Raw genomic sequence first — 24,091 nt, 5'->3', positions numbered from 1 at the left:
GAAAGGGGCCCGCGAACGTGGGCGAACGCAAGGACATCGAGCCGGCCGCGCCGGTGGGCGTCGTCGGCGCCGGCACCATGGGGGCCGGCGTGGCCCAGTGCTTCGCACAGGCCGGTCACTCCGTCGTGGTCGTCGACCCCGATGCGGAGGCACGGAGGGACGGGGCGGCCAGGCTGCGCGCCGGGCTGCGGCTGAAGAGCCTGCTGCGCGGGAGACAGCCGGACGGCGACGGCACGGGGGCGTCCCCCGCCGACCCGGCCGGACTCGTGCGGTTCACGGAGGAGCTGACCGGCCTGGCCGATGCCGCGTTCGTGGTCGAGTGCGCACGCGAACAGGTGCCGGTGAAGGAGAAGATCCTCCGGGGGCTCGACGAGACATGCGGCCCGCGGACGGTCTTCGCCTCCTGCACCTCGGCCATCCCCATCGAGCGACTCGGGTCGTTCACCCGGCGTCCCGACCGTGTCGTCGGTACGCACTTCATGAACCCCGCACCGCTCAAGGACGCGGTGGAGGTGGTGCGTTCACCGCACACCAGCGAGGACACCCTCGCGCTCACGCTGGGCTTCCTGGCACGCATCGGCAAGAAGCCGATCGTCGTCGGGGACGGTCCCGGCTTCGTGACCAACCGCGTCCTGATGCTCACCGTCAACGAGGCGGCGGCCGTCCTTCAGCAGGGCACCGCCGACGCGGAGACCGTGGACCGCGTCTTCCAGGAGTGCTTCGGCCACCCGATGGGGCCGCTGCGCACCGGGGACCTCATCGGACTCGACACGATCGTCGACACCCTCGACGTCCTCCGCGAGCACACCGGGGACGAACGCTTCCGGCCGTGCGCCCTTCTCGCTGAACTCGTCGCCGAGGGCAGCGTCGGCCGCAAGGCCGGCAGGGGCTTCCACACCTATCCGAAGAGCCCGCTCGTCACACGGGGAGAGACCAGTCATGGCTGACCACCACACTGCGCGTATCCCGATGTCCGCCGCGGGCCGGGAGGTCTGGCGCCGGACACGGTCCGGTGCGCAGCCGGGCACGGACTCCGGGGCGCCGCAACCGCAGGTGACCGAAGTCGTCCAGATACACGGCGCGTTGGACACGGCACACTTCGAGGAAGCCGTACGCCAGGTCACCGGTGAGAGCGAGGCGCTGCGCCTGCGCCTCGCCGGCGGCTCCGCCGGGCAGCAGGAGCCGGCGGACGGCGTACCGCAGCTGGAGCCCTACGGGACCTTCACCCTCGCGAAGATCGACCTCAGCGGCGAGAGCGACCCGGTGGCCGCCGCCGAGGAGTGGGAACGGGCCGAGCTGGCCAAGCCGTTGACGGCGGAACTGTCCTCCCAGGCCCTGATCCGCCTCTCCGCCGAGCGCTTCCGCTGGTTCCACCGCCACCATCTCGCGGTGGTGGACGGCTTCGGCTGCGCCCTCGTCACCCGCCGCGTCGCCGAGGTCTACACCGCGCGCACGGAGGGGTGGGCGCCGGAGGAGGGCGGGCTGGTGCCGCTCTCACAGCTGGAGTCCGAGCAGTCCGAGTACCGCTCGTCCCCACAGCACGCCGAGGACCGGGAGTTCTGGCTGAAGCGCACCATCGGCCGCCCCGAGCCGCTGTCGCTCGCCTCCGCCGCGGCGGACGGGGCCGCCGCGGGTGCGCCCGCCGTGCGTTCGAGGACGGCCGTGCTGAGCTCCGAGGCGAGCAGCCGCGTGCGTGCCGCCACGCGGCGCACCGGAACCGACCCCGCCGCGGTGCTGCTGGCCGCTGCCGCCGCCTACGTGCACCGCATGACGGGCGGCACCGACGTCGTGCTGGGCCTGCCCGTCGACGGCCGCCTGAGCCGCGCGGCCCGGCGCGTGCCGGGCTCGGCCGGGGACGTGGCCGCGCTGCGGGTGACCGTACGCCCGGGCACCGGCTTCGTGCGCCTCGCGCGGCAGGTGGCGCTGGAGAGCCGCAGGGCGCGGCGCCATCAGCGATTCCGGCACGCCGAGTTGTGCGCGGAGCTGGGCGTCACCGGTGAGGGGGCGCAGTTGTACGGGCCCGTCGTCGACGTACGGACCGCCGTGCACGCCGTCCGCTTCGGCGACCTGGGGGCCACCGTCCGCCGCATCGGCGCCGGCGAGGCGGAGGACCTGCGCATCGTCGTCGACGAGGACCCGGGGGACGGCACACTGCGCGTCGAGTTCACCGGAGCCGCCGACCGCTACACGGAGAACCAACTCGACGCGCACAGCGAACGGTTCAGGCGCCTGCTCGACGGCGCCGTCACCGCTCCGGACAGTCCGGTCGGCGCTCTCGCGCTGCTGGGCGACTACGAGCGCGAGACCGTCCTGTCCTGGGCCCGCGGCTCCGGCGAGCCGGCGCTTCCGGCCCGTACCCTCCCCGAACTCCTGGACGCCTCCGCCGGGCGGCACCGCGACGCGGTCGCCGTCACCGACGCCGCGCAGAGCCTGACGTACCGTCAACTGGACGAGCGGGCCAGCCGGTTGGCACGACTGCTCATCGAGCGGGGTGCGGGGCCGGAACGCATTGTCGGCCTGATGCTGGGCCGGTCGGCGGAGACGGTCGTCGCGATGCTCGCCGTGCTCAAGGCCGGCGCCGCGTACCTGCCGCTCGACCCGACGTACCCGGCGGAGCGACTCGCCTTCATGATCCGCGACGCCCGCCCGTGCTGCGTGGTGACGGATTCGGCCGGAGCGGAACGGTACCCGGCCGCCGCCGAGCGCCGGCACGCCGCAGGGGCGTCCGCCCTCGTCCTGGACGAGCCGGAGACGGTGGAGGAGCTGGGCCGCCGCTCGGCCGCCCCCCTCACCGACGCGGACCGCACCGCACCGCTGTCGCCCTCCCACCCGGCGTACGTCATCTACACCTCGGGATCGAGCGGGACCCCGAAGGGCGTCGTCGTACCGCACCGCAACGTCGTCGCCCTGATCGCCTGGGCACGCGAGGAGTTCGGGACCGAGACGCTCTCCCACACCCTCGCGGCGACCTCCTTCAGCTTCGACGTCTCCGTCGCCGAGATCTTCCCGGCGCTCGCGGGCGGCGGACGCGTGGAGGTCGTACGCGACCTGCTGTCGCTGCTGGACGGCGACCCGCCGCGCTGGTCGGGCGGACTGGTGTGCGCGATTCCGTCCGTGCTGGCGAAGCTCACCGAGTACGGCGGCCTCGAACTGTCGGCAACGACGCTGTCCATGGCGGGCGAAGCGCTCCCGGCCTCGCTCGCCGAGCGGGTGCGCACCACCATGCCCGGCACGAAACTGATGAACGTCTACGGGCCCACCGAGGCCACCGTCTACGCGACCGCCTGGACGGACGGAACCGCGGACAGCGGTGCGGACGGCTCCGGCACCGGGGACGCGTCCCGGACAGCCGCGCCGCCGATCGGGCGTCCCCTGGGCCACGTGCGCACCTATGTCCTCGATGGTGCGCTCCAGCCGGTCGAGCCGGGACGGCCCGGTGAGCTCTACCTCGCCGGATCCGGGCTGGCCCGCGGCTACCTGCGGCGCCCGGGACTGAGCGCGGACCGTTTCGTGGCCGACCCGTTCGGCGCGCCGGGCGAGCGCATGTACCGCACCGGCGACCTCGTGCGCTGGCTGGACGACGGGCAGCTCGACTTCCTCGGCCGTATCGACGGGCAGGTCAAGTTCCGTGGTTTCCGGATCGAGCTGGGCGAGGTGGAGTCCGTGCTCGCCCGCCACGAGGGCGTGGCGGGCGCGGTCTGCGCGGTGCGCAAGGACACCCGGGGAGACGCGAGGCTCGCCGCCTACGTGGTGCCCGCACAGGGCGGCGAGGCGGCGCGGGTGGAGCCCGAGGCCCTGCGTGAGTGGCTGGCCGAGCGGCTGCCGGCGTATCTCGTCCCGGCCGCGGTGACGTTGATGGAGGAGCTGCCGCGTACACCGAGCGGCAAGCTCGACCGCGAGTCCCTGCCGGACCCCGGCCCGGCCGCCCGTACGGCCCCGCCCTCCGCCGCAGCGCCGGAGAAGCCCGCCGCGACGCCCGAGGAGGCGCCGGCGCCTCAGTCGGCCTCCCCGGCGCCCGGGGAGCCCGCCGCGGAGCGGCCCGCCGCCGCCCCCGAGCCGGAGCCTGCCGCGGATCGGCCCGCCCCCGGGCCCGCCCCCGCGTCGGAGCCGCAGGAGCAGGCGTCTGCCGCCGAGTCGGCGCCGCCCCCCGCCGAGGAGGAGGGCCGGGAACCGGAGAAGTCCCGCGAGGAGATCGTCGCCGAGGTCTTCGCCTCGGTGCTGCGGCTGCCCCAAGTCGCCCCGGAGGACAGCTTCTTCGACCTGGGCGGCGACAGCATCGTCTCGATCCAGCTCGTGAGCCAGCTCCGCAAGGCCGGTCTGGTCCTCACCCCGCAGGACGTCTTCGAGCACAAGACCGTCCGGGCGCTGGCCTCGGTGGCGCGGGAGACGACCCGGGCCGCAACGGGAGACACCGAGTCCGGTGTCGGAGAGGTGCCGCTCACCCCCATCGTCCACTGGCTGCGCGAACTCGACGGCCCTGTCGACGGGTTCCACCAGGCCGTGCTGCTGCAGGTGCCCGGCGGGCTCCGTCAGGACGTGCTCACGAAGGCCGTGCAGACCCTCTTCGACCACCACGACGCGCTGCGGCTGCGCCTCCAGATGTCCGCGAAGGACTGGAAGCTGACGGTGCGTCCGCAGAAGTCGGTTCCCGCGTCCTCGTCCGTCCGCCGTATCGACGTCACCGGGCTGAACGGTGACTTCGCGGAGGTCATCGGCCGTGAAGCCGCCAGGGCGAAGGCCGAACTGGACGTGCAGGCGGGCAGGATGGTGCGCGTCCTGTGGTTCGACGCCGGTCAGGACGAGCCCGGCCGCCTGATGTTCATGGGCCACCATCTGTCCGTGGACGGCGTGTCGTGGCGCATCATCGTGCCCGACCTGGCCGCCGCCTACGAGGCCCTGGAAGCCGGAAGGACACCGCAACTCCAGCCGGTGGAGACACCGTTGCGGCACTGGAGCAGGGCGCTGTCCGCCCAGGCGCGGGAGGAGAAGCGGCTGGCCGAACTGCCGCTGTGGTCGGACATGCTCGCGACTCCCGGACCCCAGCTGGCGAGCCGTCCGCTCGACCCGGCACGCGACACCACCGGACGGGCGCGGTCCCACCTGCTGACCTACGGCGCGGAGCGTGCCCGGCACCTCTTCACCACCATTCCGGCGGCCTTCCACTGCGAGATCAACGACGTCCTGCTCACCGCGCTGGCCCTCGCCGTGCGCCGCTGCGTGGGAACCGGGGGCACCGAAGGAGACGTGCTGATCGACGTCGAGGGGCACGGCCGTGAGCCGGTCGTCCCCGGCGCCGATCTCTCCCGGACCGTCGGCTGGTTCACCAGCATGTACCCCGTGCGGCTGGCACCGGGCGAGGAGGCCGCCGAGGGCCGCGGCGCGGGACCGGAGCTGGGCCGGGCGCTGCGCCGGGTGAAGGAACAGCTGCGGACGATCCCCGACAAGGGCATCGGCTTCGGCCTGCTCCGCTACCTCAACCCCGAGACGTCGCTGTCCCTGGCCTCCGCCCCGCCGCGGCACATCGGCTTCAACTACTTCGGCCGTTTCCTGCTGCCCGCGGCAGCCGGTGAACGCGACTGGGCACCGGCTCCCGAGACGGCGATGACCGCGGGCGCCGACGCGGACATGCCGCTCACCCACCCGCTCTCCATCAACGCCCTCACGCAGGACGCCGAGGACGGTACCGAGCTGGCCGTCTCCTTCGTGTGGCCGGAGGGCGTCGTCGACGAGAAGACCGTCAAGGACGTGGCGGACGCCTGGTTCGAGATCCTCGACTCCCTCGCCGAGTACGCGACGCAGCCCGGGGCGGGCGGCCGTACACCGTCCGACTTCCCGCTTGTCTCCCTCGACCAGGGCGAGATCGAGACGCTGGAGGAGGCACACCCGCATCTGGAGGAGATCCTTCCCCTCTCGCCGCTCCAGCAGGGCATGCTCTACCACGTGCTGCTCGGCGCGCTCGCCGACGACGACGGGGAGGGGGGCGACGAGGCCCGCCACAACCTCTACACGGTGCAGCTGGCGCTCGATCTGGAGGGCGCGCTCGACCCGGAGCGTATGCGGCAGGCAGGGCAGGCGCTCCTCGACCGGCACGGCAACCTGCGCGCGGCGTTCGTCCACGACGGCATGCGCCAGCCCGTACAGGTCGTGTGCGGCGACGCCCGGCTGCCGTGGCGCGAGGAGAACCTGAGGTGGCTGACCGAGGAGCAGCGCGAGCAGGAGATGGTCCGGCTCATGCGGAGCGAGCGGGGCAGGCCGTTCGACCCGTCCCGGCCGCCGATGGTGCGGATGATGCTCATGACGACCGGGGAGAACCGCTACCGGCTCGTCATGACCACCCATCACATCCTGCTGGACGGCTGGTCGTTGCCCATTCTCGTACGCGAACTCTTCGCGCTGTACCGCGAAGGCGGCGGCGAGGGGGAGATCACCGGGGAGAAGGCGGCTTCCGGGCTGCCCGCCGTCACCCCGTTCCGCGACTACCTGTCCTGGCTGGAAGGAGTCGACGCCGAAGCCGCGGAGGCCGCGTGGCGGGAGGCGCTGGCCGGCCTCGACTCCACGACGCGTCTCGCGCCCGACGAGGGCGACCGCGTGCCGAAGCCGCCGGAGCACGTCGCCGTCGAGCTCAGCGAGGAGACCACGACGGCGCTGGTGGAGATGGCGCGCCGGCACGGCGTCACGCTGAACACCGTCCTCCAGGCCTGCTGGGGCGTACTGCTGGGCCTCTCCACGGGTCAGGACGACGTGGTCTTCGGGTCGGTCGTCTCCGGTCGCCCCGCCGACCTTCCGGGCGTGGAGTCGATGGTGGGACTCTTCATCAACACCGTCCCGACCCGGGTGCGCCTGGACCCGGACGAGTCGCTGGGCTCGCTTCTCGTACGGCTCCAGCAGGCGCAGACCTCACTGATGCCCTACCACCACATCGGGCTCGGCGAGATTCGCCGGATCACGGACATGGGCGACATGTTCGACACCGTGATGGCCTTCGAGAACTATCCGATCGACGGCGTCATGGACGAGCCCGCCCCCGGTCTCGCCCTGAAGGGCGCGAGCGGCGACGACGCACCGCACTACCCGCTGGGGCTGATCGTCTCCGCACGCGGCGAACGCCTCTTCCTCAGGCTGGACTACCGTCCGCACCTGCTGGACCGCGAGTTCGTCGAGAGCCTCTCCACGCGTTTCCAGGCGCTGCTGACGACGACGGCCAACGACCCGGCGAGGAGCGTCGCCGCAGTCGAGAGCGGCGAGGACAGCGGCAGGAGCTCCGCGGAGGCGGCGGCGGGCGCCGGCACGGGTGCCGCCGCCGCGACGGCTCCGGCGGGCAGCGGCGAGCAGGGCGCCGGAGGCATCGGCGTGCTGCTGCCGCTGCGCGAGACGGGCAGCCGGCCCCCGCTGTTCTGCGTCCACCCGGCCGCGGGCATCAGCTGGTCCTACGCGGGGCTGACGACGCAACTCGGCCCTGAGCAGCCCGTGTACGGACTTCAGGCGCGCGGCCTGGACGGCAGCGAGGTGCTGCCCGCGTCGGTGAAGGAGATGGCGGCGGACTACCTGCGGCAGGTGCGCCAGGTACAGCCCTCCGGGCCGTACCACCTCCTGGGGTGGTCCTTCGGCGGGCTCGTGGCGCACGAGATGGGCGTCCAGCTTCAGGCGAGCGGTGAGACGGTCGGCCTGCTCTCGGTGCTCGACGCCTTCCCCGCCGGGGCCGGGCAGGGCGGCGCGGCGGATCGGCCGGCAGGAGGGGACGTCGAGCCGGCCGAACCGGCCGAGACCCCTGCCGACGGCGGCGTCGGAGTCGTCCTCGGCCTGGTCCTGGAGTTCTTCGGTTACGACCCGGCGGGCTGGGAGGGCGAGACGCTCACCTATCCGCGGTTCCTGGAGATCGCCCGGGACCGTACGGGCCTGCTGGCCACGTTCGACGAGGCGAGGGTCGCGGCGATCTGCCGGATCTTCCTCAACAACGGCACTCTCTCGCGAGCCCACGAGCCGGGCCGGTTCGCCGGTGACGTGCTGGTGTTCGCCGCCCGGGAGACGGACCCCCAGCTCGCGGCCGAGCTGTGGCTGCCGCATCTGGACGGAGGCAAGCCGGAGGTGCGGTCCGTGGAGTACTCGCACGGCCAGATGGGACGTCCGGACGCGCTGGGCGGCATCGGCCGCGTGCTCCTGCCGCGCCTCCAGGAGGACCCGACGAGGCCGGAGCCCGGCGCATGAGCGGAGACGGATGAGCACCGCCCCGCTGCCGCACCGGTGACGCCACGGCGTCCTGCGGTGCGGCAGCGGGCGGCGGGTGCGCAGAGGGCAACTCCCGTACGGGCGGGCGGAGATGTGGAACGGATCGGAGCGAGCATGAGGGAGCCCTCCCAGGAGGGCGGCGCAGGTGAGGGGCAGGACGGACCGTTCGCCCTCTCCACGGCCCAGTCCGGCATGTGGCTGGGCCAGGCACTCGCGCCGCGTTCGTCCCGCTACCACGTGGGGATCAGCGTCGAGGTGTCCGGACGGCTCGACCCGGAGACCTTCCGTACGGCCTTCCGGCAGGTCGCCGCCGAATCGGAGGCGCTGCGGGCGGAGTTCACGGTCGGCGACGACGGAGAGCCACGCCAGCACGTCCGCCCGCCGAGCGGGACCTGCCCGGACGTCCCCTTCGTCGACCTCACCCGTGAACGTCATCCGCAGCGGGCGGCCACGGCCTGGATGCGCACCGATCTGGCGCGCCCGTTCGACCTCGCCCGAGGGCCCCTGCTGCGCGGCGGGCTGCTCCAGCTCGGCGAGGCGCGTACGTGCTGGTACCTGGGGGCTCACCACCTCGTCCTGGACGGCTACAGCTCCTCCCTCTTCGCCCGTCGTCTGGGGGAGGTGTACGCCGCCCTGGAAGCGGAAGAGCCGCTGCCCGAGGGGCAGTTCGGGCCGCTGAGCACGCTGCTCGAAGAGGAGGACGCCTACCGCTCCGCACCGGAGTTCGGCGCGGACCGCGACTTCTGGCTGCGCAGGACGGCCGACCGGCCCGAGGCCGCGGACCTTTCGTGGGCCGGCGGCGGTGCGGTGGCGGGCGCCGAGGCGTCCGGGATGGCGGTGCGCCGCAGCGCGGTGCTCCCCGCCGAGGTGCGCCGGGCGGTGCGCGAGCAGGCCGGCCGGCTCGGAGTGCGCTGGCCCGCGCTGGTCCTGACGGCCGCGGCGCTGCACGTCCACGCCCGTACGGGCCCCCACGCGCCCGGAGAGGTGATGCTGGGCCTCCCCGTCGCGGCGCGTGTGGACCCGGCTCTGCGTTCCGTTCCGGGCATGGCCTCCAACGTGGTGCCGCTGAGGGTTCCCGTCGCCCTGGACCGGCCCGCCTCGGAGCTGGTGCGCACCGTCGGCGCCGAGATGAGCGCCGTCCTCGCTCACCAGCGTTACCGGTACGAGGACCTGCGCCACGATCTCGGTCTCACGGGCGGGACGGGACGGCTGTTCGGCCTCGCGGTGAACGTGCTCCCCTTCGACTACGGGCAGCTCTTCGCGGGCCGGCCGATGGTGATGCGCAACGTCGCGATCGGCCCTGTCGAGGACCTGTCCGTCACCGTCTACCGGGACGCGGAACGCGACGGGCTGCGCGTCGACGTGGACGCCGATCCCGCCAGGTTCACGGGCACTCAAGCCGCCGCCGAGGCACGCCGGTTCGCGGGGCTGCTCCGGCAGCTGGCCGCTGACCCGGCCCGCCCGGCCGGGCAGCTGGACGCCCTCACGGCAGGTGAGCGCAGGCTGCTGGTGCCCGGCCCCGCGCGGACGCGCCCCGCTTCCGCGAAGACCCTGCCCGAGCTGGCCGAGCGCTGGGCGGAGCGCAATCCCCGTGCCACGGCGGTCAGTTCCGGCACCGGCCTGGACGAGGACACCGGGAGCCGCCTCACCTACGGCGAACTCGACGCCCGCGCCAACCGGCTCGCCAGAGCGCTGGTGGAGCGCGGTGCAGGACCCGAGCGGACGGTCGCCCTGCTGCTGCCGCGCGATCCGGACCTGGTCACGGCGATTTACGCCGTGACCAAGACCGGGGCCGCCTACCTGCCTCTGGACCCGCGCTGGCCGGCCGAGCGCATCGCCATGATCCAGGACGACGCGCGACCGCTGCTCACCGTCACACCCGACGTTCTGCGGCAACTCCTGGACGAGTCGGCGGAGTCGGCGCCGGACGGCGTGACGGACTCGGACCGGCTCGCACCGCTGCGGCCGGAGCACGCCGCCTACGTCATCTACACGTCCGGCTCCACCGGCCGCCCCAAGGGTGTGGTGGTGCCGCACAGCAGCATCGTCGCGCTCCTGGAAGAGGCCGCCGCGCCGTTCGGGTTCGGCCCGGACGACGTGTGGACGATGTTCCACTCCTGCGCCTTCGACTTCTCCGTCTGGGAGATGTGGGGCGCACTCGCGCACGGCGGACGGCTGGTCGTCGTGGACCACGAAGTGAGCCGCTCCCCGAGGGAGTTCCACGCGCTGCTGCGCCGCGAGGGCGTGACCGTACTGAACCAGACGCCGTCCGCGTTCCGCGCGCTGGACGCGGCGGACGCCGAGGCCGCCGCACCCGGGGCCACCGTCGCCTCCCGAGGCGGCGACGACGACCCCACCGGCCCGGAACGCCGACTGGCCCTGCGCTACGTCGTCTTCGGCGGTGAGGCGCTGCGACCGCACCGGTTGCGCTCCTGGCGCGACCGGCACGGGCCCGACTCTCCCGTACTGGTCAACATGTACGGCATCACCGAGACCACCGTGCACGCCAGCCGTATCGACCTGACCGAAGCCCACCTCGCCGAGCACGGCAGCCCCGTCGGACAGGCGATACCGGGTGCCCGGTTCCACGTGCTCGACAGCCGTCTGCGTCCCGTACCGCCGGGCACGACGGGGGAGTTGTACGTCGCAGGCCCCGGGGTGGCGCGCGGCTATCTGGGCCGTGCGGCGCTGACCGCGTCCCGCTTCGTGGCGGACCCGTTCGGCCCGCCCGGTTCACGGCTCTACCGTTCGGGCGACCTGGTCAGGTGGCGGGCCGACGGGGGGCTCGAGTACGCGGGCAGGGCCGACGACCAGCTCAAGGTCCGGGGTTTCCGCATCGAACCCGGTGAGATCGAGGCCGCCCTCGTGCGGGCCCCGGATGTCGCACAAGCCGTGGTGACCGCCGTCGCGGACGGGGACGGCACGGGCGACGCCCGGCTCGTGGCGTACGTGGTCCCGGCAGGAGGCGGCGGGAGCGAGTCCTCCGGCGGCTCCGAAACCGCGGCTTCCGGCCCGCAGCGGGGCGAAGACGCCCCGTTCGGCGCGGACTTGCGCGACCGTCTGCTGGCGAAGCTCCCCGGACATCTGGTGCCCGCCGTCTTCGTGCCCCTGGCGACGCTGCCGCTGACCGCCAACGGAAAGCTCGACCGCGCGGCACTGCCGTCCCCGGCGTCCGCGGCCCGCACGGCACGGCGCGCCGCCGGCGGCGACCAGCAGCTCCACTCACCCGAGGAGCGGCAACTCGCCGCGCTCTACTGCGAGTTGCTCGACGTGCCGCAGGCAGGTCCCGCGGACGGCTTCTTCGACCTCGGCGGCGACAGTCTGCGTGCGACCAGGCTCGTCAGCAGGGTGCGCAGCGAACTGCACGCCGGCATCGACGTGCGGGACGTCTTCGAGTATCCGACCGTGGCGGCACTCGCCGCCCGGGTGCGGACCCTCCGTGACGCCGCCGGCGCCCCGGCCCGCCGGCCGTCCCCGTCCCTGTCGCCGCCGGCCGTCCGGCCGGAGAGCGTGCCGCTCTCCCACGCCCAGCGCCGCCTGTGGTTCCAGCAGTCGCTCACCGGCCCCGACGCCACGTACAACGTGCCGCTGGTGCTGCGGATGACCGGCGACCTCGACAGGGACGCCCTGCACGCCGCCCTCCACGACGTCACCGGACGGCACGAGCCGCTGCGTACGGTCGTGACCGAACGCGGCGGCCACGCCGAGCAGTCGGTGCTCGCCCCCGGAGCGGCGAGCCCCTGGCTCCCGGACGTACGGACCGACCCCGCCGGACTGGAGGACGCCCTCGCCGCGGCGGCCCGCCACGCGTTCCGGCTGGAGTCCGAACCGCCGCTGCGCGCCCAGCTGTTCACCTGCGGTCCGGGCGAACACGCCCTGCTGCTCCTGCTCCACCACATCGCCTGCGACGCCGCCTCCCTCACCCCGCTGCTGAGCGATCTCGCGACGGCCTACACCGCCCGTTGCCGGGGCGCCTCGCCGCGCTGGCGGCCGCTGCCCGTCCAGTACGCCGACTACGCGCTGTGGCAGCGCGGGCTGCTGGGCACCGGCGACGAGCCGACGGCCCTGACGAGCGAGGGTCTCGGCCACTGGACCCGGGCGCTCGAAGACCTGCCGCAGCGCATACCGCTGCCCGCCGACCGCGCGCCCAGCCAGGAGGAACCGGAGGAGTCGAGCAGCGCCGGAGACAGTGTCGGCTTCCGCGTGCCCGCCCAAGTGCACGCCCGGCTGGCCGAGTTGGCCGCCTCGGAGCAGGCAAGCCTGTTCATGGCGGTGCACGCCGCACTCGCCGCGCTGCTGACGCGGCTGGGAGCGGGCACGGACGTACCCGTCGGAAGCGCCGTCGAGGGCCGTACGGACGAACGCCTCGACGGCCTCGTGGGGTTCTTCGTGAACACCGTGGTGCTGCGCACCGACACCTCGGGGACGCCCACGTACCGCGAACTGCTGGGGCGCGTACGGGAGGCCGACCTCGTGGCCTTCGAGCATCAGGACGTGCCCTTCGACCTGGTCGTCGAAGCCCTCAACCCCGACCGGAGCGCCCCGGGCCAGCCGCTGTTCCAGGTGATGCTGACGCTCACGCAGGCGCCGCCGCAGCAGCTCGGCCTGCCCGGCCTCTCGACGACGGTCAGCGCCGTGCACACCAGCGCCGCCAAGTTCGACCTGTGCCTGAGCGTGTACGAGCACCGCGGCCCGGAGGGCGCCTGCCTCGGCCTGGACGGCCGGCTCGAATACAGGAGCGCCCTCTTCGAGCGGGCGACGGCCGAAGCCCTCAGCGAGCGGTTCGAGCGGCTGCTGGCGGCGGCGTCGGCCCGTCCGGATCTGCCGGTGAACGGCCTGGACATCCTCGGACGGGCGGAGCGGCGGCGCCTGCTGGCCGGCTGGGGAACGGGGACGGCGCTTCCGGCCGCGGCGGCGTGCACGGTTCCGGAGCGGTTCGCCGAGCAGGTACGCGCCACACCCGGCGCCGTCGCCGTCCGGACGTCCGAACGCACGCTCAGCTACGCCGAGTTGGACGCCCACTCGGCGGCGCTGGCCGGCAGGCTCGCCGACTGCGGGGTGGGTCCCGAGACCCCCGTCGCCGTCCTGCTGGAGCGGTCGGACGCTCTCGTGGTGACGCTGCTGGCGATCCTCAGGGCGGGCGGCGCCTACGTACCGCTCGACCCGCGGGCACCGCGGGCCCGGCAGGAACAGGTCGTGGCGGAGTCGCGCGCCCCGCTGCTCGTCACGGACACCGACGGCGGCGAGGACGGGAGCGGCTGGCCGGGCTCGCCCCGTGTCGTGGGCATCCACGACCAGGCGAGCGGCGCAGCCTCCGGTTCCGGTTCGGGTCCCGGTTCTGATTCCGATTCCGGTACGGGCACGGCGACCGGCACCGCGGCCGCCGTCCGCGTGGCCCGGGAACCCGGCGGCCCGACGGAGCCTCCCGGTACGCCGAAGGAACCGGCCGCGCTCGCCTACGTCATGTACACCTCCGGGTCGACCGGCGTCCCCAAGGGTGTCGCCGTCACCCACGCCGACATCGTCGCTCTCGCCCTCGACGGCGACGGCCGGCACAGGGCGCCGCGGCGGACACTGCTGCACTCGCCGCACTCCTTCGACGCCTCCACGTTCGAGATCTGGGGCCCGCTCCTGACCGGCGGCGAAGTGGTCGTGGCGCCACCCGGCGAACTGGACGTGGAGACGCTCGAGCAGCTCGTCGCGGGCGAGGACGTCACCAGCCTCTGGCTGACCGCCGGCCTCTTCCAGCTCGTGGCGGAGGAGAAACCGGCCGTGCTCCGCCCTCTCGAAGAGGTCTGGACGGGCGGTGACGTCGTCTCACCCCGCGCCGTGCGCGCCGTGCACCGGCACTGCCCCGGTACGCGCGTCGTCAACGGCTACGGACCGACCGAGACCACGACGTTCGCCACCCGGCACGCCGTCACCGACAGCGACGTGCGCGAGGGCGGCGGCGAGAGCGGAGAGGGCGGCGCCGCGGCCCACGGCGGCGGCGTGCCCATCGGGCGCCCCCTGGACGGCATGCGCGCCTACGTCCTCGACGACGCCCTCCAGCCCGTACCGGCGGGCGTGACGGGCGAGTTGTACGTCGCGGGTGCCGGCGTGGCACGCGGCTATCTCCACAGGCCCGCCCTCACCGCCGAACGCTTCGTCGCCGATCCCTTCGGCCCGGCAGGCGCGCGCATGTACCGCACCGGCGACCTCGTGCGCTGGCTGCCCGGCGGGGAGCTGGGCTTCGTGGGCCGTGCCGACGGCCAGGTCAAGCTCCGCGGTTTCCGCATCGAGACGGAGGAGGTCGCCGCCGCACTCGCCGGGCGGGGCGGCGCCGGCCAGGTCGCCGTCGTCGCCCGGGAGGACCAGCCGGGCGAACGCCGCCTCGTCGCCTACCTGGTGCCCGAGAAGCCGGGGGCGGAGGAGAGCGTGGACTGGGAGGCGGCACGGGAGCACGCCGCCACCGTGCTGCCCGACTACATGGTGCCGACGGCCCATGTCGTCCTGGACCGGCTGCCGTTGACGCGCAACGGCAAACTCGACCGGGCCGCGCTGCCCGCACCGGTGCGGGCCGAGCCGAGCACCGCCGCGGCGGAACCGGAGACGGAATGCGAGAAGGTGCTGTGCGGCATCGTCGCCGACCTGCTCCGACTGCCCGCCGCCGGTGTCACCGACGCCTTCTTCGACCTCGGCGGGGACAGCATCACCGCCATTCAGCTGGTCAGCCGCGCCCGTGCCGCCGGATACCACCTCAACGTACGGGACGTCTTCCGCCACCCCACGGTCGCCGAACTGGCCACCGTCACCAAGGAGATCGCGAAGAAGGACGACGGCGGCCCCGCCGGGGGGACGCCCGAGGCCGAGGAGAACGGGCCGCTGCCGCTGACGCCCGTCATGCACTGGTGGCGTGAACACGGCGGCGAGACCACGGCGTTCAGCCAGTCCATGACGCTGCGCGCCCCGCTGGGAGCGACCCGGGAGCGGCTGGCCGGTGCCGTGCAGGCCCTGCTCGATCACCATCCGGCGCTGCGCCTGCGCTTCGGGACGTCCTCCTCGCCCGCCGGGGGTGACGCGGCGGGCCGGGAGGGCGCGGAGGACTGGACCCTGGAGACACTCGCCCCCGGCGCCGTGCGTGCGGAGGACTGCGTCCACCTGCACCGCGTTCCCGCGCCGGACGACGCGGCCGGTCTCCGGTCCGGGACCGGCGCGCGGCCCGACGTGCTCCCCGAGGCGCTGGGCGAGGCCATGCGGGAGGCTCGTCGCAGGCTCGATCCACGAGCCGGGCGCATGCTGCAGGCCGTCCTCGTCGACCGCGGACCGGACCGGCACGGCCGTGTGGTGCTCGTCGTCCACCACTTCGCCGTGGACGGCGTCTCCTGGCGCATCCTGCTTCCCGACCTCGCCACCGCCTACGCGGCCGTCGCAGCGGGGGAGCGGCCCCAACTGCCGCCCGCCCAGACGTCGTTCCCGCAGTGGGCGCGGCTCCTCGCCGAACAGGGGGAGACGGGCGCCCGCAAGCACGAGAGCGGCCTGTGGGCCGAGGCGCTCTCCGGCCCGGACCCCGCCCTGGTCGCCCCCGGAAGGGCGGGAACCTCCGGCGGAGGGACCGTCGCGGCGGGCGTCGGACATCTGCGGACGACGATGCCGCCGGAACGCACCCGCGAACTGCTGACCGAGGTCGGTGCCGCCTTCCACTGCGGAGTCGAACCTGTCCTGCTGACCGGCTTCGCCCTCGCTCTGGAGGAGTGGCGCCGCCGCCGCGGACTGGACCCGGGCGACGTCCTCGTGGACCTCGAATCCCACGGCCGCCCCGACCTGCCCGACGAACCGGAGGTCGAACTCACCCGCACGGTCGGCTGGTTCACCAGCGTCTTCCCCGTACGCCTCGAGCCCACCGGCTGCGAGTGGAACGACGTGTGGACGGCGGGCCCCGCCCTCGGCCGTGCACTCAAACGCGTCAAGGAGCGTCTGCGCGCGGTTCCGGACCGCGGCGTCGGATACGGCGTCCTGCGCTACCTGGACCCCCGTACGGGTCCTGAACTCTCCGGACTCGGCACTCCCCGGATGGGGTTCAACTACCTCGGCCGGATGACCGCCGCCGAGGAGGCCGACTGGGGCGTCACCGCGGACACCGCCGCCCTCGCGGGCGACGAACACGCCGAGGCCGCTCTCCCCGGAGGCCACCTGATCGACGTCAACTCGCTGACCGTGGACGGCCCGTACGGCCCCGAGCTGAGCGCCGAATGGTCCTGGGCCGCGGGCCTGTTCCGCCCGGCGGAGATGCGCGAGCTGGCGGACCTGTGGTTCAGCGCGCTCTACGCGCTGGTGGCACACGCCTCGTCACCGGGAGCAGGCGGCCGGAGCCCGTCCGATCTGCCGCTGGCCGGCCTCTGTCAGGAGGACGTCGAACGACTGGAGGAGAAGCACCCGGGCCTGACCGATGTGCTGCCCCTCACCTCCCTCCAACAGGGCCTGCTCTTCCACTCGTTGTTCGCACCGGACAGCCCGGACGTCTACCAGGCGCAAGTCGTGATGCGCCTGGGGGAGAAGCCGGACACCGTCGCGCTGCGCGCCGCCGCCCGGGCCCTGCTGGAGCGGCACCCCAACCTCGCCGCCGCGTTCGAGCACGAGGACCTGCCCCGCCCCGTACAGGTGCTGCCCGGCGCGATCGAACCGCCCTGGCGGCAGATCGACCTCACCGGAGTCGCCGCCGGACGCCGTGAAAGGGTCTTCCGGCGCCTCCTCCACGCCGATCTGCGGGCCCGCTTCACGCTGGACCGGCCGCCGTTGCTGCGCTACAGCCTGTTCGACTGCGGCCCCGGCGACCACAGGCTCGTCCTCACCAACCACCATCTGCTGCTCGACGGCTGGTCGATGCCGCTGCTGGTGCGGGAGTTCTTCGCCCTGTACGACTCCCGCGGCGACACCACGAAGCTGCCCCCCGTCACGCCCTACCGCGAACACATCGCCGTACTGGCCGAGTTGGACGCAGAGGCGGCCCGTACGGCATGGCGGGAGACCCTCGGCGGCATCGACGAACCGACGAGGCTGACCGACGGAGACATCAGCGTCGGGGCGGTGCAGCCGCAGCCGATGCAGATCGTCCTCCCCGACGAACTGACGGCCGCGCTGCGCGGCACCGCGTCCCAGGGCGGCCTGACGCTCAACAACGTGCTGCTGGCGGCCTGGTCGCTGCTGCTCGCCCGCTCGTGCGGCACGGAGGACGTGGTCTTCGGCACGACCGTCTCGGGCCGCAGGCCCGAAGTCCCGGGCATGGAAACGATGATCGGGCTGTTCATCAACACCGTCCCGGTGCGGGTCACGATCGACGGTTCCGAGACCGTCCGGGAGATGCTGGCCCGTTTCCAGGAGGACCAGGCCCGCATGCTCCCGCACCACCACATGGGCCTGGGCGACATTCAACGCATCGCGGGACGGCGGGAGTTGTTCGACACCCATGTCGTCTTCGAGAACTACCCCCTGGACCAGGCCGGCCTCGAACAGCCCGTACCCGGCCTGCGGATCGAGGGCATCGAGGGCCGCGACGCCGCGCACTACCCCCTGACGCTCGTGGCCTTCGCGGGAGAGGCGGGTGTCGCGTTGCGCTTCGACTACCGCCCCGACGTGCTCGACCGCGGCCAGGCGGAGCAGATCGCCTCGGACCTTCAGCGCATCCTGGCGGACCTGACGGCCTCACCGGACGCCCGGGTCGCGGACGTCCTGACCGCGGATCAGGACAAGGGGGCGGACGCCGCGGAAGGGGGCGTCGCGGAGGCGGCCGGGGCGGGTGGTCAGGTCTGAGGGCTCCCGTCCCGCCTGCCCCGCTTCACACCGTCGACGAAGGCCACCCACGAGGAGGCAGGGAAGAGGAGCAGGGACGCGGCCGGGTCCTTGCTGTCCCGGACGGGCACGAAGTCCCGTACGTTCAGGGCGAGTTCGACGCAGTCCCCGCCTGATGGGTTGCTGCGGCTGCTCTTGCGCCAGATGGCATCGGTCAGGTCGGGGTGCCCGGCGGACATGGGTACCGGTCCTCCATCACTTCGCGGATGAAATGCGCAGACTCGTCCGGGGGCAGGGCGTTGGCCTGCAGAAGGTCGTAGGCGATGGCGTACTGCTCGACGTCGCCCGGTGCCTCCACCAGGGTCCCGGAGTTGATGCCTTCCAAGTAGACCACCTGTCCGCTTCCGGGGAGGGTGAGGAGCGTCACCGATCCGCCCATTCCCGGGTGTGCTCCTCGTTCGTACGGGAGGACCTGCAGGGTCAGCCGCGGCAGCGCAGCCATGTCGAGCAGATGGACCAGCTGCTCTCTCATCACCGGCCGTCCGCCCACCACCCGGTGCAGGACGGCCTCGTCGAGAACGACCCACAGCCATGGGGGAGTCGAGTTGTCCAGGACGGTACGGCGCGCCATGCGGGCTGCCAGCTTCTCCTCCAGTTCCACGGCCGTACCGGTGCCGTAGACCTGGCCCACGCTCAGTACGGCGCGAGCGTAGGACTCGGTCTGGAGCAGGCCCGGGAGACTGTGGGCCATGTACTTGTGCATGGCTGTGGCGCGGGCCTCGTAGGTGACGAACATCCGCGCCCAGTCAGGAATGGGCGTCCGCCTGACGTGTCTCCACAGGTCGGTCAAGTCCCCGTCCGCACGCAGGAGTTCGTCCAGCTTGCCGGCCACGTCCTCGGGCGGTGTCTCGTTGCCCAGCTCGAACTGGGCGATGCGGCTGTGAGCGACGGGCACCCTGTCACCCAGCTCCCGCTGGGTCCAGCCCGCCCGGGTGCGCAGCTTTCGCAGCTTCGCCCCGTACAGCGCGGCGAGGGACGCGGAAGGGTCGAGCTCCTTGGGTGCGGGCATGGTGGACCCCCGTTTTCGTTCCGGTGCCGCGAAAACCGTTACCCCTGGTGATCGTAGCGTCACGCCTCCATGCTCGTTGCCCGGAGGAAGGAACGAGCAAGGAGAGCGTGAGCACATGGAAGCATCCGGACGCGGCAACGCGGTTGACGTGGTGGAAGAGGCGGAGGCGGCGCGCGACGAACTGCGCCGGGCACTCGCCGAGGCGGACATCCTGCTGCCCTCCCTCGGCCTCGATCCGGTGACCTTCGGCTGTGACCATCTGCCGCCCCTCGTGGATCTCGGCCGCTGCAGCCCGAGCGTCGCCCGCAAGCTCGCCGCCGCTCTGCGAGGTGCCCGCCGTGGGGGATGAGCGGGAGGCTCCGCCTGCGGCCGCGAAGGAGGAGGCCGCGAAGGAGGAGGCCGCGAAGGAGGAGGCCGGGCAGGGCGGGGACGAGCCCGTCAGGGACGTGCCGGCCGGGGCCGGGCCCGCCCCGGCCGGGCCGGAGGAGCACGAGGAAGCGGTGCGCCGGAGAGTCCTCCTCGCGAAGGTCCGCGAGGCGAACGCGCAGAGCCTCAAGTGGCCCCGCTGACCGGCCTCGCGTCCGAGATCCTGCCCCACCTGGTTTGCGGGACGGATCAGTTGTGAAGAAATCGGATATTGTTGGGTAACCAGAACGCTCGCCCGTGCGTCTTCTTGTCCGTACGGGCTTCTCGCCGCAGTCGAGGCCCTGGGCGTCACGGTGGCGTCTCCCCCCACACAACTTCACAGGAGCCTCAATGCTGAGGAGCAGCCTCATCTTCGGCACGGCAATGACAGTCACCTGTGCGCTCGCCGTAACCCCCGTTCGCGCCGACGCACTCATCACGCAAGGCCACGGATTCAAGCTGACCACCCAGTTCGGCGTGTCCGCACTCAGCACCAGTCGTCCGTACACCGTCACCTTCGCCTCGGCCGAACTGAAGAAGCGCTACACCCCGTATCTGACGGGGGCAGTCGCACAACTGAGAGCTGTGGGGCTGAACATGGCCGTCGGCGGCGTGGAGAGCGTCGTCCACGCCGGTTGCCCGCCCACGGGGCACATCCAGTACACGGAGGAGCACCGCCCGATGGGAAAGGGCGGCTACAGCCGTGGAGCTCCGTGCCCTCACCCCGCGGACGGCGTGGCGGCGGGCGGCGTCGTGTCGATGGACAGCGAGTACTTCGACGGCAGCTGGTACATCTCGCCGTACAAGCTGCGCAACACGTTCGTGCACGAGTTGCTGCACGTACTGGGGCTCGACCATCCGAACCTCGACCTGAACCGCAACGGCGTGGTCGAGACGTACGAGTGCGTCACCACGCCGTCCGGCGTCAGGCCGGTGATGTGCTCGCCCAACGGCGGCCGTACGACGTCCGACGCGGGCACGCTCAGCACGCACGACCTCGACGGTGTCGAGGCGTTGATCGCCAACGGGCGGACACTGGGCGTCGACTGAGGCCTGTCCGGAGCCGGAGCCGGAGCCGGAGCCTGATCGCGGCGACGGTGATCGTGCAGTGGAAGACGTAGGCGCGTTTGTCGTATCTCGTTGCGACGGCCCGGGAGTTGTCGGGTGGCCGGGTCACGGCAACCCGACCCGGCCACCCGACCGCACCGGGCGGCAGCCACCCGCTTCGACAAACTCGCCGTCCGCTACCTGGCCACCCTGCACGTCCCAGCCATCGACGAATGGCTGCACCTGCTTCGAGACACGCCCGCTAGCCGCCGCTGCCTTCCATGTCCAGGAGGCGTTTGAGGACTTCCTCTTCACACAGCGCGCCGGCCACACCGGCGGCGTAGGCGTCTTCGGCTGGGAGCCCGAGTCGCTCCGCCAACTCGTACTCGCGGTCGAGATCGGTGCCGAACATCGCCGGATCGTCCGTGCTGATCGAGCACAGCACTCCGGCGTCACGCAGCTGGGGCAGCGGGTGTGCGGAGAGCCGCTCGACAACACCGGTACACAGGTTCGAGGTCGGACAGACATCGAGCACGACACCCCGCTCGGCCAACTCGGCGAGCAGCAGAGAGTCGTCGACGGCGCGGATCCCGTGGCGCAATCTCACGGCGCCGAGTTCGACGGCTTCCCGGATCGATTCCGCGCCGGCTGCTTCTCCCGCGTGCGGTACGAAGGCGAGTCCACCGTCCTGCGCGATCCGCACCGCTCTTCGATACGGCTCCAAGGGGCCTTGCAGCTCATAGCCACCGATCCCCAGCCCCACCACGCCTCGGTCCCGGTAACGCACGGACACCGTTGCGCACTTCTCAGCCAACTCCACCGGACAGCCACGGTAGAGATCCGGGGTGAACCGCACCGTCAGCCCGAATCGCTCCTGCGCCTCGACAGCTCCCTCGCAGTAGCCCGTGTAGATCTCGTCCCAGCCGATGCCGTGAGCCTCCACACGCTCGGCCGGGGAGAAGATCGCCTCAAGATAGACCGCGCCGTGGTCCCGGGCCTGCCGCGCGTAGTCGACGACGACCTGCCGGAAGTCGTCAGCGGTTCTGAGGCAGTTGGTCGTCATGACCCACACGTCGATGAAATGACGGAAGTCGGTGAACCGGTACAGATCCTCCAAGCCGTCGACCGTGTCAGCCGGCAATGCCTCGCCATTGCGGCGGGCGATCTCCAGCAATGTGACCGGGCGGATCGTACCTTCCAGATGAACATGCATTTCGATCTTCGGGGAAGTCACGGCCCCGAGCCTTGCACAAAGAGGCACACCCGCAAGGTCACCTGCGGTCGAGGTGCACCGACGACGCGACCTCTGCTGTCTCCACGGCTACTTCGGGCCCACCGTCCCGAGCGTGTGGGGATCACTCGCAGGCCCCCGCGATCAGATGTGAGCCTGCCGGCCGGGTGAGGAGCGTGGACAGTTCGTCGGGGTCGCGGTTGACGGTGAGGCCGCGCTGCTGTGCTTCGCACAGGGCGGTGATCGGGTCGAAGTCCTCGCCGCGGTGCGCGAGGCCAGGCAGGCACTGGCCGGCCCTTGGGCAGTCCACGGTCCTGGGGCGCGGCGGCTGCTCCGCGGGGGTTCTCCCCGTGCGCTGCTACGGCGAGGCGTGCCCGCTGCGCGCCGTGACACAAGTCCACAATGGACCCGGCTCCCTGTTCGGCACGCGATGACGGCTCGTCACGGAGCCGTCGCTGTAAGGGTGGTGGGCGAATGGTGCAGCACAGGCGTTCACGTCAGGACCTGGTCCAGCAGCGTCTGCGTGACGGATTCGTCGGCCGCAGCGGCGAAGTCGCCGTATTCCGGGACAACCTGACCCGTGATCCCGAGGACCCCGGTTTCCAGTTCCTCTTCCACGTGCACGGCCTCGGCGGGGTGGGCAAGACCACGCTGCTGCGGCACTGGGAGCATCTGGCCCGCGAGAGCGGCGCGGTGACGGCCCGCATCGGCGACGAGGTGCACAGCGCCGTCGAGGCGATGGAAGCGATCGGCGGTCAGCTGGAGAAGCAGGGCCGCCCGCTGAAGAGGTTCACGAAGCAGGTGGGCGCCTACCGGCGGAGGCGCCACGAACTGGAGACCGCTCACGACGCGTTCTCCTCCCCGCCGGGGCATCGGGAGGGCGCCGAGGGCAGCGGTCCGCCCACCGCATCCGTCTCCAGCGCCGTCGTCACGCGGCTCGGACTGGCGGGACTGGGCCTCGTCCCCGGCGTCGGCACCGTCGCGAACGCCCTCGACCCGCACCAGGCCGCGCTCGGGACGGAGAAGCTGCGCTCGGCGCTCGCGGGACGTTTCCGCAGCCACGAGGACCTGCAACTCGTCCTCACACCCGTGGAGGTGCTCACCCCCGTCTTCCTGGCGGAGCTGAGCGAGGTCGCCGAACGCAGCAGCCGGGTGGTGCTGTTCTTCGACACCTTCGAGCGCACCGGGCCTCTGCTGGAGACGTGGCTGCGCGACATCACCCTCGAGTCCCGCCACGGCACGCTGCCCGTCAACGTGCAGACGGTGCTGTGCGGTCAGGGACGGCTCGACAGCGGATGCTGGGGCGACGCCCTCGACCTCGTACAGCAGGTGCCGCTGGAGATCTTCACCGAGGACGAGGCCCGTCAGCTCCTCGCCGCCTACGACGTCACCGACCGGCAGGTCGTCGACGTCATCCTCGACCTGTCGGGACGGCTGCCCGCCTGGGTGGCCGCACTGGGACAGGCCCGTCCGGGCGGCCCCGGCGCGGTGGGCGACCCTGCCGACAGCGCGGTCGAACGCTTCCTCAAGTGGGAGACCGACCCCGACCGCCGCCGCACCGCGCTGGCGTGCGCGCTGCCCCGGCAACTCAACGAGGACCTCTACCGTCTCCTCGCCCCCGAGCCGCTGGCGGACGAGTACGCCTGGCTGCGCGGCCTGACGTTCGTCAGCGTGGACAACGGCCACTGCCGCTACCACGACGTGGTGCGTACCGCGATGCTCCGTCTCCAGCGCGCGCAGTCCCCCATGCGCTGGGAAGCGCAGCACACCCGGCTCGCCCGGGCGCACCGCGACAAGCGGCGGGCCCTGGAACCGTCGCTCGACGCCGCGGGGCTGTGGAAGGACACCTCCTGGCGTCAGGCACGCCTGGAGGAGATGTACCACTGGCTGTGCGCCGACCCGGCGGGCGCGCTGCCGTACGCGCTGGAAGCCGCCATCCAGGCGGGCACCGCCGGCAGCGTCGTGCTGCACCGGTGCGCCAGGACCATCGCCCAGGCCGGCCACGACACGGGGGACGAGGACGCCGCCGCGCTGGGCCGCCGCCTCAGCGCCACCGAGGACGACGCCGTCGCCCTGGCCCGCATCCTCACGGCGCTGACGACCGCCTCGGAACTCGGCGAGGAGTACCGGGCCCTGGCCCGCCCCGGCACCACGACGGGCACCACGACGGGCACCACGACTGGCACTGCCTCCGGCAACGGGACCGGAAACTCCGCGCACCGGACGAGGCGGGCGGCCGCGGCCGGCCGAAGGCCGGAGTCACGCACTGGCTTCCCACAGTGACGCAGTGCATGGTTGATGCAAAGTGATGTACAACTCACCTGACATACATCTGAGTTGACGGG

At 72.6% G+C, this 24,091-nt stretch carries 11 protein-coding genes and 1 pseudogene; 7 read left to right on the top strand and 5 right to left on the bottom strand.

From position 1 onward, the window contains the following. Positions 1-17 precede the first annotated feature (17 nt). From ACFPA8_RS02630 to ACFPA8_RS02620, 3 genes are all read left to right on the top strand, one after another. On the top strand, positions 18-947 hold the full coding sequence (locus ACFPA8_RS02630) for a 3-hydroxyacyl-CoA dehydrogenase family protein (RefSeq protein WP_386441607.1): 930 nt from the start codon (positions 18-20) through the stop codon (positions 945-947). Then, positions 940-8,205: an amino acid adenylation domain-containing protein gene (locus ACFPA8_RS02625; protein ID WP_386441605.1), complete on the top strand. Its 7,266-nt coding sequence runs from the start codon at positions 940-942 to the stop codon at positions 8,203-8,205. The genes ACFPA8_RS02630 and ACFPA8_RS02625 overlap by 8 nt, the downstream gene beginning before the upstream one ends. Before the next feature lie 135 nt (positions 8,206-8,340). Then, positions 8,341-18,015, top strand: coding sequence for an amino acid adenylation domain-containing protein (locus tag ACFPA8_RS02620; protein WP_386441602.1), 9,675 nt, complete (start codon positions 8,341-8,343; stop codon positions 18,013-18,015). On the opposite strand, the gene ACFPA8_RS02615 is transcribed toward ACFPA8_RS02620, so the two are convergent. Both ACFPA8_RS02615 and ACFPA8_RS02610 read right to left on the bottom strand, forming a co-directional pair. Continuing rightward, complete coding sequence (locus tag ACFPA8_RS02615) at positions 18,006-18,233, bottom strand: DUF397 domain-containing protein (protein ID WP_386441599.1); 228 nt, start codon at positions 18,231-18,233, stop codon at positions 18,006-18,008. The genes ACFPA8_RS02620 and ACFPA8_RS02615 overlap by 10 nt on opposite strands. Then, positions 18,209-19,063: a helix-turn-helix domain-containing protein gene (locus tag ACFPA8_RS02610; RefSeq protein ID WP_386441596.1), complete on the bottom strand. Its 855-nt coding sequence runs from the start codon at positions 19,061-19,063 to the stop codon at positions 18,209-18,211. Before ACFPA8_RS02610 ends, ACFPA8_RS02615 begins: the two co-directional genes overlap by 25 nt. Before the next feature lie 115 nt (positions 19,064-19,178). On the opposite strand from ACFPA8_RS02610, the gene ACFPA8_RS02605 reads away from it, so the two are divergent. The 3 genes from ACFPA8_RS02605 to ACFPA8_RS02595 all read left to right on the top strand — a co-directional run bounded on the left by ACFPA8_RS02605 (position 19,179) and on the right by ACFPA8_RS02595 (position 20,518). Further along, positions 19,179-19,412 carry a hypothetical protein gene (locus ACFPA8_RS02605; RefSeq protein WP_386441593.1) on the top strand — a complete coding sequence of 78 codons (234 nt, stop codon included), beginning with the start codon at positions 19,179-19,181 and terminating at the stop codon, positions 19,410-19,412. Next, positions 19,402-19,632 (top strand): hypothetical protein, encoded by a 231-nt coding sequence (locus tag ACFPA8_RS02600; protein ID WP_386441590.1) that lies wholly within the window; start codon positions 19,402-19,404, stop codon positions 19,630-19,632. Before ACFPA8_RS02605 ends, ACFPA8_RS02600 begins: the two co-directional genes overlap by 11 nt. Positions 19,633-19,819: 187 nt before the next feature. Then, complete coding sequence (locus tag ACFPA8_RS02595; protein WP_386441587.1) at positions 19,820-20,518, top strand: zinc metalloprotease; 699 nt, start codon at positions 19,820-19,822, stop codon at positions 20,516-20,518. A 19-nt stretch (positions 20,519-20,537) separates the two neighbouring features. On the opposite strand, the pseudogene ACFPA8_RS02590 reads toward ACFPA8_RS02595, so the two are convergent. From ACFPA8_RS02590 to ACFPA8_RS02580, 3 genes and pseudogenes are all read right to left on the bottom strand, one after another. Then, a pseudogene (locus ACFPA8_RS02590) lies at positions 20,538-20,627 on the bottom strand (IS5/IS1182 family transposase); the annotation flags it as partial. A 150-nt stretch (positions 20,628-20,777) separates the two neighbouring features. Continuing rightward, positions 20,778-21,749, bottom strand: a complete 972-nt coding sequence (add, locus tag ACFPA8_RS02585) for an adenosine deaminase (RefSeq protein WP_386441584.1) — start codon at positions 21,747-21,749, stop codon at positions 20,778-20,780. 121 nt (positions 21,750-21,870) lie between these two features. Continuing rightward, positions 21,871-22,056, bottom strand: a complete 186-nt coding sequence (locus tag ACFPA8_RS02580) for a hypothetical protein (protein ID WP_386441582.1) — start codon at positions 22,054-22,056, stop codon at positions 21,871-21,873. A gap of 164 nt (positions 22,057-22,220) precedes the next feature. Between ACFPA8_RS02580 and ACFPA8_RS02575 the strand changes: the two genes are divergently transcribed. Then, the gene (locus ACFPA8_RS02575; RefSeq protein WP_386441579.1) at positions 22,221-24,029 is read left to right on the top strand and encodes a hypothetical protein; all 1,809 of its coding nucleotides are present in this window, start codon (positions 22,221-22,223) and stop codon (positions 24,027-24,029) included. The last annotated feature ends 62 nt before the right edge of the window (positions 24,030-24,091 follow it).

Source organism: Streptomyces ovatisporus, assembly GCF_042653885.1.
GTDB classification, from domain to species: Bacteria; Actinomycetota; Actinomycetes; order Streptomycetales; family Streptomycetaceae; genus Streptomyces; species Streptomyces ovatisporus.
This window is presented reverse-complemented; position numbering and strand designations above follow the sequence as displayed.